This is a genomic window from Streptomyces sp. JLSY215 (assembly GCF_059682825.1).
Map to the genome: position 1 here is coordinate 3,632,530 of NZ_CM185022.1, position 13,660 is coordinate 3,646,189.

Here is a 13,660-nt window from a genome sequence, read left to right on the forward strand (position 1 = left end):
ATCCCCGTGACGGTCCCCATGCGGGCGCGCAGCCGCGATGAGGCGCACCGCACCGCGACCCCGCTGGAGCTCTTCTTCGACCTGTGCTTCGTGGTGGCCATCGCGCAGGCCGGCCGCCAGCTGGTGCACGCCCTGGCCGAGGGCCACCCGGGCCACGGCGTCATCGGCTACCTGATGCTGTTCTTCGCGATCTGGTGGGCGTGGGTCAACTTCAGCTGGTTCGCCTCGGCGTACGACACCGACGATGCGCTCTTCCGGGTCGTGACCCTCGTCCAGATCGCCGGGGTGCTGATCCTGGCCGCGGGGGTGCCGCGCGCCTTCACCGCCGCCGACTTCGGGGTGGTCTGGTTCGGGTATGTGGTGATGCGGCTGGCCCTGGTCTCCCAGTGGCTGCGGGCCGCGCACGGCGGTCAGGGGGACGAGCGGCGCATGGCGCTGCGCTATGCGCTGGGCGTGTCCTGCTGCCAGGTGGGGTGGATCGCGCTGCTTTTCGTGCCCGCGGCCGCCGCGCCCTGGGTGTTCGTCGTGATGGGGCTGCTGGAGCTGTCGGTGCCCGCCTTCGCCGAGCGGGTCTGCCGGACGGCCTGGCATCCGCATCACATCGCCGAGCGCTACGGCCTGTTCACGATCATCGTGCTCGGCGAGACGATCGCGGCGGCCACCGTCGCCGTGCAGTCGGCGCTCGACGAGAACGACGAGCTGGGCAGCCTGCTGCCAATTGCGGGCGGCGGCCTGCTGCTGGTCTTCGCCGCGTACTGGATCTATTTCGCGGTCCCCATCCATCTGCATCTGCGCTCCAGCAGCCAGGCGTTCCTGTGGGGCTACGGCCACTACCTGGTGTATGCCTCGGCGGCGGCGATCGGCGCCGGGGTCGAGATCGCGGTGGAGCAGTCGGTGGGCAAGGCGCATCTGTCGCCGGTGGCGGCGTCGGCCTGTTTCACGGTGCCCGCCGCGCTGTTCATGTTCACGGTGTGGCTGATCCATTCGCGTCATCAAAAGCGCGGCCCGGCGCAGCAGCTGGTGCTGCCGGTGTCGTCGGTGCTGATCCTGGCCTGCACGTTCGGGGGGCGGTTCGCGGTGCTGTCGGCCGGGCTGGTGGCGTCCGTCACGGTGGCGGTGGGGGCCACGCTGACGGCGCGGCAGGGCGCCGCGCTGGAGGCGTAGTCCGGCGCCCGGGAAGCCGGCCCGGTGGTTACGGTCCCGGGTTCCGCTTCGCCCGTAAGCGTGCCGAACGGCCGTGCGCGGGCGCCGATCCGGGCGAATCCCGTACGGACGGCGACCGGAGCGCCCAACTCTTCGCACGCCATGTCGACTTGCTGCCGGATCCGGCCATTTTCGGCCGCGCGGAGCGCTCGGCCCCGTCCTCGCTCCGGCCTCGCCACGGCCGCTTCATTCCCCACCAATTCGCCGCGAACGGGAAGCACTTCTCCTACCGTCTTCCCCTGGTTCCCCACCCTTCACCGGGGGCGGGGGAGGGGCCGCGACGGGAACGCGGTAGGGTGCAGATTGCCCTTTTTATGCCTGCGGGTTTCCGTATCAACAGACCGGTTACCGCATTTCCGGGGCCGCCCGCCCGTCCGTAACCTGACCCTTCCGTCCGCACCTGAGGAGACGCCAGCGATGGCCCGCCACGCACAGAACCGCGCGCGCATGAGCCTTTCCCGGCGCAGCAAGGCCGTCGGCGGCCTGGCCCTCACCACCCTGGTCGGCACGGCCCTGTGGGCCTGGCCCGCCTCGGGCGACGACCACAACAGCCTGGCCGACGGCAAGAACGGCGCGGCGAAGACGGCCGCCGGCCCGGACACTCCCCACAACCGCCCCGCGCCCGAGACCGAGCCGAACGTCAGCCGCGCCGGCCGCACCGCCCGGTCGATCCCCGGGCTGAGCGACGCCGTCCGCAAGCAGATACCGTCCGGCACCCGCCAGGTGCTGGTCGTCACCGGCGCGGGCGGCGACTCCTACGAGTCCCGGGTCATCCTCTACACCCGCGCCAAGGGCTCCGACGACTGGCAGCCCGGCCGCACCTGGGCCGCGCACAACGCCGCCCACGGCTGGACCGACGACCACCACTACGGCGACCTCCGCTCCCCGCAGGGCGTCTACACCCTCACCGACGCGGGCGGCCGCCTCCCCGCACCGGACGGCACCAAGCTCCCCTACGACCACAACCGCAGCTTCGTCGCCAACGGCACCGGCGTCGAGGGCGAGCCGCTGGCCGGTGCCTTCGACTACGTCATCGCGATCAACTACAACCGCGTGCCGGGCACTTCCCCGCTGGACCAGCAGCGGCCGGACGGCGCGTACAAGGGCGGCGGCGTCTGGCTGCACGTCGACCACGACGGCCCCACCCAGGGCTGTGTGAGCCTCAAGCCGGACGCGATGCGGGAGCTGCTGCGCACCCTGGACCCCGGCCAGCACCCGGTCGTCGTGATGGGCCCGGCCGGCTACTGACTCCCGTCCGGCCGGCCACGGGCGTGGTACCCATGACCCATGGCTGACGCACAGCAAGGACGGGACGTACCGCATCTGCCGGGCCCGCACGACGCGCTGACCGATGTCACCGGGCTGCGGGTGGGCCACGCCGAGCGGACCGGCGAGGGATATCTGACCGGCACCACCGTGGTGCTCGCCCCCGAGGGCGGCGCGATCGCGGCCGTCGACGTACGGGGCGGCGGGCCCGGCACCCGCGAGACGGATGCGCTGGATCCGCGCAATCTCGTGCAGCGGGTGGAGGCGGTGGTGCTGACCGGCGGCAGCGCCTTCGGGCTGGATGCCGCGTCCGGTGTGGCGGCCTGGCTGGAGGAGCGGGGCCGCGGCTTCCGCGTCGGCCCCGATCCCGCGCAGGTCGTCCCGGTGGTCCCGGCCGCCGCCCTGTTCGACCTGGGGCGCGGCGGCGACTGGCGGGCCCGGCCGGATGCGGCGCTGGGGCGGGCGGCGGCCGAGGCCGCGGGGCATGCGGACCCCCTCTCGCCGGTGGTGCAGGGCAATACGGGCGCCGGTACGGGTGCGGTGGCCGGCGGTCTCAAGGGCGGCATCGGGACCGCGAGCGTGGTGCTGCCCTCGGGCGTCACGGTCGCCGCGCTGGCCGCCGTGAACGCTGCGGGCGGCTTCGCCGATCCCGACACCGGCGCGCTCTACGGGCGGCTGGCGGGCGGCCCGGCCGCCTTCCCCTCCCCCGACGTCCACGCCGCCGCCCAGCGCCGGCTGGCCGAGGCCAGGGGCATCACACGGGACCGGGCGGCGGCCTCGGTGCGCCCGCCGCTCAACACCACGCTCGCGGTCGTGGCCACCGACGCGGTCCTCACCGGCTCCCAGGCCCACAAGCTGGCGGGCACCGCCCACGACGGCCTGGCCCGCGCGGTCCGCCCCGTGCATCTGCTCTCCGACGGCGACACGGTCTTCGCGCTGTCCACCGCCGTCCGCCCGCTCGTACCGGAAGAGGCCCACACCGACCCGGTGTTCGGAGTGCATGCGCAGGCCGGGGTGCTGAACGAGATCCTCGCCGCCGGGGCCGACGTGCTGATGCGGGCCGTGGTCAAGGCGGCGCTGGCGGCGGAGACGGTGGACGGTCCGGGGGGCCGCTTTCCCTCGTACCGGGATCTGTACGGGGGCTGACGGGGCGGCAGCCGCGGGCCGGGTCACACCCCCGCGGCCCCGAGCAGCGTGCCCGCCGCGTAGGTCACCGCCATGGCCAGCGCGCCGCCGCCGGCGTTGCGCAGCACGGCGCGGGAGGCTGGAGCGGCACCCAGCCGCCTGATGATCCGGGGCAGGAGCCGATGGTGGTCGCTGTCTGTGGACAAACTTCGAAAACCGGCCGGAGCACCCATCCGGGCGCTGCCCCAGCCGCACAGCGCGAGCGCGGCGAGCACCGAGACCACGGTGACGGGCAGCCGCAGCACGGCGGGCGGCAGCACGATCGCCAGCAGCGGCAGCAGCGCGCCCGCGGTGAAGGCGAGGAAGCTGGCGCCGGCGGCGTGCCAGGGGTTGGTGAGCTCGTCGGGGTCGATGCCCAGCTCGACCTCCGCGTGGGCGCGCAGCGCATCGTGCTCGGTGAGCTGTTCGGCGACCTCCCCGGCCAGCTCCTCGCTGAGTCCCTTGCCCTTCAGCAGCTCGGTCAGTTCGATGAGTTCGGCCTGCGGTTCGGTGGCCAGCTCGCGTTTCTCCTGGGCCAGGGCGGCCTTTTCGGAGTCGCGCTGGGTGGAGACCGAGACGTATTCGCCCGCGGCCATCGACATCGATCCGGCCAGCAGTCCGGCCAGGCCCGCGGTCAGCAGGGCGCCGCGGTTCTCGGTGGCGCCGGCCACGCCGACGACGAGTCCGGCGGTGGAGACGATGCCGTCGTTGGCGCCGAGAACCGCGGCCCGGAGCCAGTTGAGCCGGCTGCCGAGTCCGCCGCCGTGGGCCTCGTCGTGCTCGGGTGTCTGAGGGCTCACCTGCCGAGCGTCTCATCTGTCACGCGGTGCCGGCGCCCGACGCCCCCGCGTCGTCGCGAAATCGCCGGTGGTAGAAACGGCCGTATGTCCGCATCACCACCTCCCCCCACGCCTCCCCCCACGCTCGTCCGGCCGGAGCCCCCGCAGCCCGCGCCACGCCGCCGTCTTTGGTGGCACCGGCTGATCTTCGGGCTCTGGTACCGGCCGGTGGAGACGCTGGACGAGGCGCGGGACCGTGGCGCGTGGGGTGCGGCGGTATTTCTGTCGCTGGTCAGCGGCGCTATCGGGGTGCTGTCGGTGGAGGCCTTCCGGCAGCAGTGGTCGGTCAGCCGGATCATGGCGCTCCAACTGGCCGGGCTGGCCGAGGCGGGTGTCCTGGTGGCCAGCCTCGCGCTGGGTTCGGTCACCCACGCCATAGCCCGCACGCTCGGCGGCAACGGCCGCTTCGCGCCGACCGCGAGCCTGTTCATCGTGCTGTTCTGGGTGACGGATCTGCCGCGGCTGGCCATCGTGGCCTGGCTGCCGACCGATGCCACCTTCGTCCAGGCCGCGACCTATGCGACCTGGGGCTTCGGCTATGTCCTCGCGGTGCTGCTGATCCGCGGTCAGCACCACCTGCCGACACTGAAGTCGGCGGCCGCGGTGTCCGTGCAGATGCTCGCCGCGCTGGCGCTGCTGCGGCTGGGGCCGGTGCGCTAGGGCGGTCCGCTGGGGCGTGTCCGCTAGGGCCTGCCCGGCCCCGGCCCGTCGGACAGGCCCTGGCCGCGGCCGGTGAACTGCCGTACGAGGTGCGCGAACGCCTCCCGCTCCGCGGCGCTCAGCTCCACGCTCTCCGACGGCGGCCCGCCGGGCCCCGTCTGCCGCGGTACGGAGCCGAGCCGCCGCGGCCCTCCGCGCCCGGCCGGTGCCTGGCCACGAGCCCGTCCTACCAGTCTGGCCAGTGCGACGAACCAGGCGACGGTCGCGACGAGCAGCACGGCGAGGATGACGTGCTGCAGAATCGAAACGGAGGGGAGCATACGGACCTCCAGGACGGGCGGGCGCCGGTCGGAACCGGGCCGGACGGGGGCAGAACTGGACCGGCCCGTTCCATTGGACACCACGGCCGCGGGCTTCCAACAGGGGATCTAGCGCCGTAATTCGCTAAGTGATGTATCTCCTATGACATTTCGGCCCTTTACCGGTGGCGACTCCGGGGCGCGTCCCGCCGCCACCCTCCGGCGCGGCAGGGTGCGCCCCTTCCCGTTGGACACCGCGGAGCCTTCCGCCCGCCGAAGACCGCCCCCGACCATGGCCGCACCCTGTCCGCGACGTGAGGAGTACGCCCGTGCCGCAGCAGCCCCCGCCGCCCCGGTCCCCCTCCCCCACCGCCCTCGACGGCATTGTGGTGGCCGACTTCAGCCGGGTGCTGGCCGGGCCGCTGGCCGCCGCCACGCTCGCGGACCTGGGCGCCGAGGTGATCAAGGTGGAGCGGCCCGGAACCGGCGACGACACCCGCGCCTGGGGCCCGCCGTTCGCCCCGGATTTCGCATCCGGGGAATCGGAAATGAGCGACGGCGGAGCGCAGCGGAGCCGGACCGCCGCGTACTTCGATGCCGCCAACCGCTCCAAGCGCGGCCTGGCCCTGGATCTCGCCGACCCGGACGATGCGGCCGCCGCCCGCGAACTCGCGCGCCGGGCCGACGTACTGATCGAGAACTTCCGCCCCGGCTCGCTGGCCAAATACGGCCTGGACCACACGGCCACCCTGGCCGCCAACCCGGGCCTGGTGCACTGCACCCTCACCGGCTTCGGCTCCGGCGAGGGCGCCCATCTGCCGGGCTACGACTTCGTGGTGCAGGCCGTCGGCGGCCTGATGAGCATCACCGGGGAGGCCGGCGGTACGCCCCTGAAGGCGGGCGTCGCGCTGGTGGACGTACTGACCGCCAAGGACGCCACCACCGGCATCCTCGCGGCGCTGCGGCACCGCGACCGCACCGGCCGGGGTCAGTTGGTGGAGGTCAATCTGCTGTCCTCGCTGCTCGGCTCGCTGGTCAACCAGGCGTCCGGCTATCTGGCCACCGGGCGCGATCCGGGGCCGATGGGCAACCGTCACCCGAGCATCGCCCCGTACGAGACGCTGGCCTGCCGGGGCGGGCTGCTCGCGGTGGCGGTGGGCAACGACCGGCAGTTCCGGGCGCTGGTGCGGGCGCTGGGGGCGCCGGGACTGGCCGAGGACGCGCGGTTCGCCCGCAATCAGGACCGGGTGCGCCACCGCTCGGATCTCGTCGCCGTACTGGAGGAGCTGCTGGCGGCGGACACCCCACGCGGCTGGACCGAGCGGCTGAACGCCGTGTCCGTGCCGTGCGGGCCGGTCAATACGGTCTCCGAGGCCCTGGAACTGGCGGCCCGGCTCGGGCTCGCCCCGGTCACCCCGGTCGGCGAGGGCCGGATACCTCAAGTCGCCAGCCCGCTCCGCCTTTCGGAGACCCCGGTGACCCACCCCCTGGCGCCACCCCGCCTGGACGAACACGGCACCCCGCTGCGAACCTGGTTGTCGGGGCCCGCCGACAGACCCCTCCCTCCGCGGGTGTGACCTTCGTCACAACATGGCCGTACCCGCAACCAAATCCGCCCGTAGGTGCTGTTTACCAGCACGGAATCACAACACCCCTGTATGGAGCAGCTCGTGACATCGCCGGACAACCCCGCGCCCGCCTGGTCCCGCACCCCGCAGCAGCCGCTCCATCCGGCCGAGCAGTCCGCCGCGGGCACCTCCCGCCGCGCCCGCCGGACCCGCCGCACGCTGGCCGTGACCGCGCTGATCGCGGCGGGCGCGCTGGCCCTGTCGGCCTGTGGCGGCGACGCCGAGGCCGGCGGCCATGACGCCAAGAACGGCCAGGCCGGCGCGGACGCCGCGGCCGCCAAGGACGCCTCGGACGCCAAGATCAAGGTGACATCGAAGGACGGCGCCACCGACGCCAGCATCAACGACACCGGGGTGACGGTCACCGGCGGCAAGTTGACCGATGTGAAGCTCACCGTGGCCGACACCGGCGCCCCGGTCGCCGGCGCCATATCGCCCGACAAGGCCTCCTGGAAGCCCGGCGTCCAGCTGGAGCGCGGGACCAAGTACAAGCTCACGGCGAACGCCAAGGACGCCAAGGGCCGCTCGGCCACCGAGAACGCGACCTTCACCACCGTCTCCTCGGCCAACAGCTTCATCGGCACCTACACCCCCGACAACGGCAAGACCGTCGGCGTCGGCATGCCGGTGTCCTTCAACTTCGACAAGGTGATCACGAACAAGAAGGACGTCCAGTCCCACATCAAGGTCACCTCCAGCAGCGGCCAGCAGGTCGTCGGCCACTGGTTCGGCACCCAGCGCCTGGACTTCCGGCCGCAGGACTACTGGAAGGCCGGCTCCAAGGTCACCATGAAGATCGACCTGGACGGTGTGAAGGGCGGCCAGGGCATCACGGGCGTCCAGTCCAAGACGGTCACGTTCACCATCGGCCGCTCGCAGGTCTCCACCGTCGACATGAACACCCAGCACATGACGGTCAAGCGGGACGGCAAGACCTTCAAGGACATCCCGATCTCCGGCGGCAGCCCCGACCACCCGACCTACAACGGCCAGATGGTGATCTCGGAGAAGTTCGAGCAGACCCGGATGGACGGCTCCACGGTCGGCTTCGGCGGTGAGTACGACATCAAGGACGTCCCGCACGCCATGCGCCTGTCGTCCTCCGGCACCTTCATCCACGGCAACTACTGGGGCAACTCCTCCGTCTTCGGCAACTCCGGCACCAGCCACGGCTGCGTCGGCCTGCGCGACCAGAAGGGCGGCGGTGGCGACACCCCGGGCAAGTGGTTCTTCAACGAGTCGCTGGTCGGCGATGTCGTCATCGTGAAGAACTCCCACGACCAGACCGTCAAGCCGGACAACGGCCTCAACGGCTGGAACCTGTCGTGGTCGGAGTGGCAGGCGGGCAGCGCGGTCTGATCGCCGACCAGGACGAACGAACGAGCACTGAGCGGCACTGACGGTGGCCGGTCCCTCCCGGGGGCCGGCCACCGTCGTGTTACGGCCAGGTGAGAGCCGGTGGCCCCGTATCTAGGTCAGCAGTCGAGCGCCCATCAGTCCCTCGTCCCGGCGGAGCGTCGGCGCCGTCATCAGCTGCGGGTCCTGGAGCAGCAGCCGCTCGTGGAGCGCCCGTAGCGCCGGGCCGGGCTCCGCGCCCAGTTCGTCGACGACGCTGCGGCGGTGGGCGGCATACACTGCCAGCGCCTCGTTGCCGCGGTCGGAGCGGTAGAGCGCCAGCATCAGCAGCCACACGAACCGCTCCCGCAGTGGGTACTTGTGCACCGCGTAGTGCAGATACGGGATGGCGTTGCGGTGTCCGCCCAGCTCCAGTTCCAGCTCGGCGCGTATCTCCATGTCCGTCAGGAACCGCTCCTGCCGGTAGAGCCGTTCGCGCTCCAGCATGGGCCCTTCGAGGCCTTCGGCGAGCGGCCCGGTGGACATCGTGCGCGCCTTCTCCAGCAGCCGCGCCGCCTCGCGGATGTCGCCCTTGCGGGCCGCGGTGATACCCGCCGACGCCAGCCGTTCGTACACATACAGATCGACCTCGGCGGCACCGATGTCCAGCCGGTAGCCGGCGCCGGACCAGTCCACCGACACGCCCTGGCCGCGCAGCCCGGAGACGGACTTCTGGATCAGGTTCTTGGCGTACGCCGGGTAGTTCTGGCCCCACAGCGCCTCGGTCAGCTGCTGTACGCCGGTCTCCAGGCCGGGCCGCAGCAGCAGGACGGCCAGCAGGGCGCGCTGCTTGGGCGGCCCCAGATCGAGCACCGTCGAGCCGAGGGTGACATGCAGCGGCCCGAAGAGCCGGCAGCGCAGCCGCGTCCCGCCGTCCTCGCCGTCGCCCTCGAAGCCACGTTCGCGCAACAGCACACCTGACATCGATTCCCCCCGGATACGCCCGCGGTAAGGCTACAGAGCGCCGCCGCGGTCCTTCGTCCGGCGTCGGCTCCAGCGCATTCGCCAGCGACTTCACCAGCGGTCCGTCAAGTGGCCTGCTCCAGGGTGGAACGGATCCCCGTCACCCGGGGTGCGAGCTGAACGAGAGCGGAGAACGACAGTGATACGACGGTGGGGGCGGGTGGTCGCGCGGCGGCCACGGCCGGTGATCTGGGTCGGCGTCCTGCTGGCCGTGGTGGGGCTGGTGCTCGCCGCAGGTGTCATGGACCGTCTGGTGCTCAGCCGCTTCGAGAGCCCGGGGTCCGAATCGGTGCGCACCCGGGCCGTTCTGGCGAAGGAGTTCGGTACGGGCACGCCCAGCGTTCTGCTGATGGTCACCGCCCGGCACGGCACCGTGGACGGCGCCGCGGTGGCCGCCGAGGGCCGCAAGGTGGAACGGGAGCTGGCCGGGCGGGACGGCGTGGCGGAGGTCGCCTCGTACTGGTCGCGGGGCAACTCGCCCGCCATGCGCGGCGCCGACGGCAAACAGGCCCTGATCATCGCGCGGATGGCGGGCACGGTGACCGAGGCCCGTAACCGGCTCGCCACTCTCTCCCCGGACTTCACCCGGGAAGGGGCGCGGGTGTCGGTCGCGGTGGGCGGCGGGGACGAGGTGTTCCGGCAGGCGGCGCAGCAGTCCCGGCAGGACTTCCTGCGCGCCGAGCTGATCGCCGTCCCGCTGGTGCTGGTGCTTCTGTTCGCCCTCTTCCGCCGGTTCTCGGCCGCCGTGCTCACCCTCGTCATGGGCCTGTTCTCGGTGATCACCACGCTGGCGCTGCTGCGCGGCGTCACCTACGTCACCGATGTCTCGACCTTTGCCGCCAATCTGGCGCTCGTGATGGGCATCGGGCTCGGCGTGGACTACAGCCTGTTCGTCATCAACCGCTTCGGGGAGGAGCTGTCGGCCGGGCGGACGGTCGTCGAGTCCGTCGAGCACGCGGTCGCCCGCGCCGGGCGCACCGTCGCCTTCAGCGGCCTGACGGTACTGGTGTCCCTCTCCTGCCTGCTTCTCTTCCCGTTCCCCTTCCTCCGGTCGTTCGCGTACGCCGGTATCGGCACCGTACTGACCTCGGTGTTCGCGGCGCTGGTGCTGCTGCCCGCGGCGCTGGCCCGGCTGGGCGGGCGGGTCGTTCGCGGGGGCGCGGCGGGGCGGTGGGGCATCGGCGCCGGCAGTGGTGGCGGCGGCTGGTGGCGCGCCACCGCGCTGCGGATGATGCGCCGGCCCCTGCTGTACGGCATCCCGGCGGTGGCCGTCCTGCTGGGGCTGGCGTCGCCGACGCTGGGCCTGACCTTCGGTACGCCGGACGAGCGGGTGCTGCCCGCGAGCGCGTCCAGCCGGGTGGTGCAGCAGCAGATCCGCGACAACTTCGCCGGGGAGGAGATGGATGCGATCCAGGTCCTGCGCAGGGAAGAAGCCGGTGCCGGCGGGCGGCGGTCGATCGAGGCGACGGCCGTGGCCCTCTCCCGTGTCCGTGAGGTGCTGCAGGTGGACACGCTCACCGGTTCCTACGCCGACGGCCGCAAGATCTCCGCAGCGGACGGCCCGGCGGGGAGGTTCACCGGCGAAGGCGGCGACACCTGGTATTCGGTCGTCGCCACGCACCGGGGTCTGGACCGGGACACCGACCGGGTCCTCGCGGACGTACGCAGGACGGCGGGCGGCGGCACCGCAGCCGGGGAGGCCACGGTCCGGCTGGGCGGCTATCCGGCCGAACTGAGCGACTTCCGCCGCACGTTGACCGACCGGCTGCCCCTCGTCCTCGGGCTCATCCTGACCGTCACCTTCGTCCTGCTCTTCCTGATGACCGGCAGTGTGCTGCTCCCGGCGAAGGCGATGGTGCTCAACACCCTCAGCATGGCGGTGATGTCCGGCGTCCTGGTGTGGGTGTTCCAGGAGGGCCATCTGTCCGGGCTGCTGGGCTTCACCCCGAGCGGCTCCATCGAGCCCAGCATCCCGATCCTGATGTTCTGCACGGCCTTCGGCCTGTCCATGGACTACGAGGTCTTCATGCTGGCGCGGATCAAGGAGCAGTACGACCGCAGCGGCGACACCACCGGCGCGGTGGTCGCGGGCCTGGAGCGCAGCGGGCCACTGATCACCTCAGCGGCGGTCATTCTCGCGGCCTCGTTCGCCACCTATGCCTCCTCCGGAATCGTCTTTCTGAAGATGCTGGGCATCGGCATGGTGGTGGTGATTCTCCTCGACGCCACGCTGATCCGGGCGGTGCTGGTACCGGTGTTCATGCGGCTCGCCGGAAAGGCGAATTGGTGGGCGCCGGGGCCGCTGCGGGCGCTGCACCGCCGGTTCGGGATATCCGAGTAGGGCCTCAGAGGACCTTTGCCAGCAGCACGCAGAGGGCGATGGCGAGCACGTAGCAGCCGATGCCGACCCAGGTGAGGACGCGGCGCGAGCGATGGCGGCCGAACCAGACCAGCGCCAGCGCGGCGTGCGTCAGGACCACGGCGAGTATCGGGGGAATCCTGGGCCCGTCGTGGGTGAACGCCGTATAGAGCCATGCCCAGGGAAGACCTACCGGCAAGGCGCGCAGAGCCATCGCCCAGCCCTGTACCTCCCGTTGCAGGCAGGCCTCCCCGGGACTGGGCTGCTCCCCCTCGAGCTCGAGTGGGGGAAGTCCTCGTCCGCGGTCCATGTACGCCTCCGTCAAGCGTCCCGCTACGGCTCAGGCCGCAGCCCGGACGTCACGTTCGTCGGGAGCGCTCACCGTAGCCGAGGCCTCCACACCCGGCGACCTGCGAAGGCCCTTGAGCAGCATCACCAGGCCCGCGCCGACGCCCGTACCGGCCGCGACGGCCACCAGGTAGAGCAGTGGCTGCCCGATCAGGGGGACGACGAAGATGCCGCCGTGCGGGGCGCGGAGGGCGCAGCCGAAGGCCATCGAGAGGGCGCCGGTGACGGCGCCGCCGGCCATCGCGGAGGGGATGACGCGCAGCGGATCGGCGGCGGCGAAGGGGATGGCGCCCTCGGTGATGAAGGAGGCGCCCAGCACCCAGGCCGCCTTGCCGTTCTCCCGCTCGGCCGCGGTGAAGAGCCGGCCCCGTACGGTCGTGGCCAGCGCCATCGCCAGCGGCGGGACCATCCCGGCCGCCATCACCGCGGCCATCACCTTCAGGCTGCCCTCGTTGGGGTTGGCCAGGCCGCCGACCGCGAAGGCGTAGGCGACCTTGTTCAGCGGGCCGCCGAGGTCGAAGCACATCATCAGGCCCAGCAGGGCGCCCAGGACGACGGCATTGGCGCCGGTGAGGCCGGACAGCCAGTCGGTCAGGCCCTTTTGCAGCGCGGCGACCGGCTTGCCGACGACCAGGAACATCAGGAAGCCGACGACCGCGGAGGACAGCAGCGGGATGACGACGACCGGCATGATGCCGCGCAGCACGGGCGGGATGGTGTTCCGCTGGACCGCCCCGGCCACCGCGCCCGCGAGGAGCCCGGCGATCAGCCCGCCGAGGAAGCCCGCGTTGACGGTGAGGGCGATCGCGCCGCCGACGAAGCCGGGGACGAGTCCGGGCCGGTCCGCCATTCCGTACGCGATGAAGCCGGCCAGGACCGGGACGAGGAAGCCGAAGGCGACGCTGCCGGTCTGGAAGAGCAGGGCCGCCCAGCCGGCGGACTCGGTCCAGACGAAGTGGTGGGCGACGGACGGCGCCTTGTCGACGGTGTAGCCGCCGAGGGCGAAGGCGAGGGCGATGAGGAGGCCGCCCGCGGCGACGAAGGGAACCATGTAGCTGACCGTTTCCATTAGGACGCTGCCGTCTTGTTCGGCCTCAGCCACCGTGCCGGCGGACACGCCTCCAGCTTCCGCCAGTTGCTCTTGGCTCATGCCCACGCGCCGCAGGTGGTTCCCTAAGTTGCTTGAGATCTCAGGGGACATTTCAGCATCACCACCTTTGCTGCCAGGGCACGACGGCGCCGAGAGGCGAATGGCGCGCTGCAGGTCCCCGCCGACCGGTAGGCGGAAGCGAGGTTGTTGCGGGAGGTCAGGTTCAGTCCCTTTGGGCCGCCCTGCTGACGCGCGGTCGACCTCCTTGCCGCTCTCGCCGTCGCGGATCTCCTACAGGGCCAGCAAGTCGCCCAAATAGCACGTAGTGCGTCAGGCGGCTAGCCTGAAACAGAAGGCTTGCGGACATGCGACGCGACCCTTGGGGCCCGCCAGAGGCGGATATCGCCTCCGACTGAGCGTCACGAAGCCGTTGAAGGCGTCGATGC

At 72.0% G+C, this 13,660-nt stretch carries 11 protein-coding genes and 1 pseudogene; 7 read left to right on the forward strand and 5 right to left on the reverse strand.

The window, feature by feature from the left end; all coding sequences use genetic code 11:
- The first annotated feature begins 6 nt into the window (after positions 1-6).
- The 3 genes from AC5677_RS16125 to AC5677_RS16135 all read left to right on the forward strand — a co-directional run bounded on the left by AC5677_RS16125 (position 7) and on the right by AC5677_RS16135 (position 3,615).
- Positions 7-1,164, forward strand: coding sequence for a low temperature requirement protein A (locus AC5677_RS16125; RefSeq protein ID WP_497195740.1), 1,158 nt, complete (start codon positions 7-9; stop codon positions 1,162-1,164).
- Between the two features lie 456 nt (positions 1,165-1,620).
- Positions 1,621-2,451 carry a L,D-transpeptidase family protein gene (locus AC5677_RS16130; protein WP_497195741.1) on the forward strand — a complete coding sequence of 277 codons (831 nt, stop codon included), beginning with the start codon at positions 1,621-1,623 and terminating at the stop codon, positions 2,449-2,451.
- Positions 2,452-2,490: 39 nt separating this feature from the next.
- Complete coding sequence (locus AC5677_RS16135; RefSeq protein WP_497195742.1) at positions 2,491-3,615, forward strand: P1 family peptidase; 1,125 nt, start codon at positions 2,491-2,493, stop codon at positions 3,613-3,615.
- Positions 3,616-3,638: 23 nt separating this feature from the next.
- On the opposite strand, the gene AC5677_RS16140 is transcribed toward AC5677_RS16135, so the two are convergent.
- Positions 3,639-4,433, reverse strand: coding sequence for a VIT1/CCC1 transporter family protein (locus AC5677_RS16140; RefSeq protein WP_497195743.1), 795 nt, complete (start codon positions 4,431-4,433; stop codon positions 3,639-3,641).
- 84 nt (positions 4,434-4,517) lie between these two features.
- Between AC5677_RS16140 and AC5677_RS16145 the strand changes: the two genes are divergently transcribed.
- Positions 4,518-5,132, forward strand: coding sequence for a YIP1 family protein (locus tag AC5677_RS16145; RefSeq protein WP_497195744.1), 615 nt, complete (start codon positions 4,518-4,520; stop codon positions 5,130-5,132).
- Positions 5,133-5,155: 23 nt separating this feature from the next.
- Here AC5677_RS16145 and AC5677_RS16150 read toward each other — a convergent pair whose 3' ends face one another.
- Positions 5,156-5,452, reverse strand: coding sequence for a hypothetical protein (locus AC5677_RS16150; RefSeq protein WP_497195745.1), 297 nt, complete (start codon positions 5,450-5,452; stop codon positions 5,156-5,158).
- 308 nt (positions 5,453-5,760) lie between these two features.
- On the opposite strand from AC5677_RS16150, the gene AC5677_RS16155 reads away from it, so the two are divergent.
- Both AC5677_RS16155 and AC5677_RS16160 read left to right on the forward strand, forming a co-directional pair.
- Positions 5,761-7,008 carry a CaiB/BaiF CoA transferase family protein gene (locus AC5677_RS16155; protein ID WP_497195746.1) on the forward strand — a complete coding sequence of 416 codons (1,248 nt, stop codon included), beginning with the start codon at positions 5,761-5,763 and terminating at the stop codon, positions 7,006-7,008.
- A gap of 81 nt (positions 7,009-7,089) precedes the next feature.
- Positions 7,090-8,418 (forward strand): L,D-transpeptidase, encoded by a 1,329-nt coding sequence (locus AC5677_RS16160; protein WP_497195747.1) that lies wholly within the window; start codon positions 7,090-7,092, stop codon positions 8,416-8,418.
- Positions 8,419-8,529: 111 nt separating this feature from the next.
- Here the strand turns inward: AC5677_RS16160 and AC5677_RS16165 are convergent, their stop codons facing one another.
- Positions 8,530-9,363, reverse strand: a complete 834-nt coding sequence (locus tag AC5677_RS16165) for an AfsR/SARP family transcriptional regulator (protein ID WP_497195748.1) — start codon at positions 9,361-9,363, stop codon at positions 8,530-8,532.
- A 193-nt stretch (positions 9,364-9,556) separates the two neighbouring features.
- Here AC5677_RS16165 and AC5677_RS16170 point away from each other — a divergent pair, with 193 nt between their 5' ends.
- Positions 9,557-11,758, forward strand: a complete 2,202-nt coding sequence (locus AC5677_RS16170) for an MMPL family transporter (RefSeq protein WP_497195749.1) — start codon at positions 9,557-9,559, stop codon at positions 11,756-11,758.
- 4 nt (positions 11,759-11,762) lie between these two features.
- On the opposite strand, the gene AC5677_RS16175 is transcribed toward AC5677_RS16170, so the two are convergent.
- Together AC5677_RS16175 and AC5677_RS16180 are read right to left on the reverse strand one after the other, a co-directional pair.
- Positions 11,763-12,086 (reverse strand): hypothetical protein, encoded by a 324-nt coding sequence (locus AC5677_RS16175; RefSeq protein ID WP_497195750.1) that lies wholly within the window; start codon positions 12,084-12,086, stop codon positions 11,763-11,765.
- Between the two features lie 30 nt (positions 12,087-12,116).
- Positions 12,117-13,196 (reverse strand): annotated as a pseudogene (locus AC5677_RS16180) (PTS fructose transporter subunit IIC); the annotation flags it as partial.
- Between the last annotated feature and the right edge of the window lie 464 nt (positions 13,197-13,660).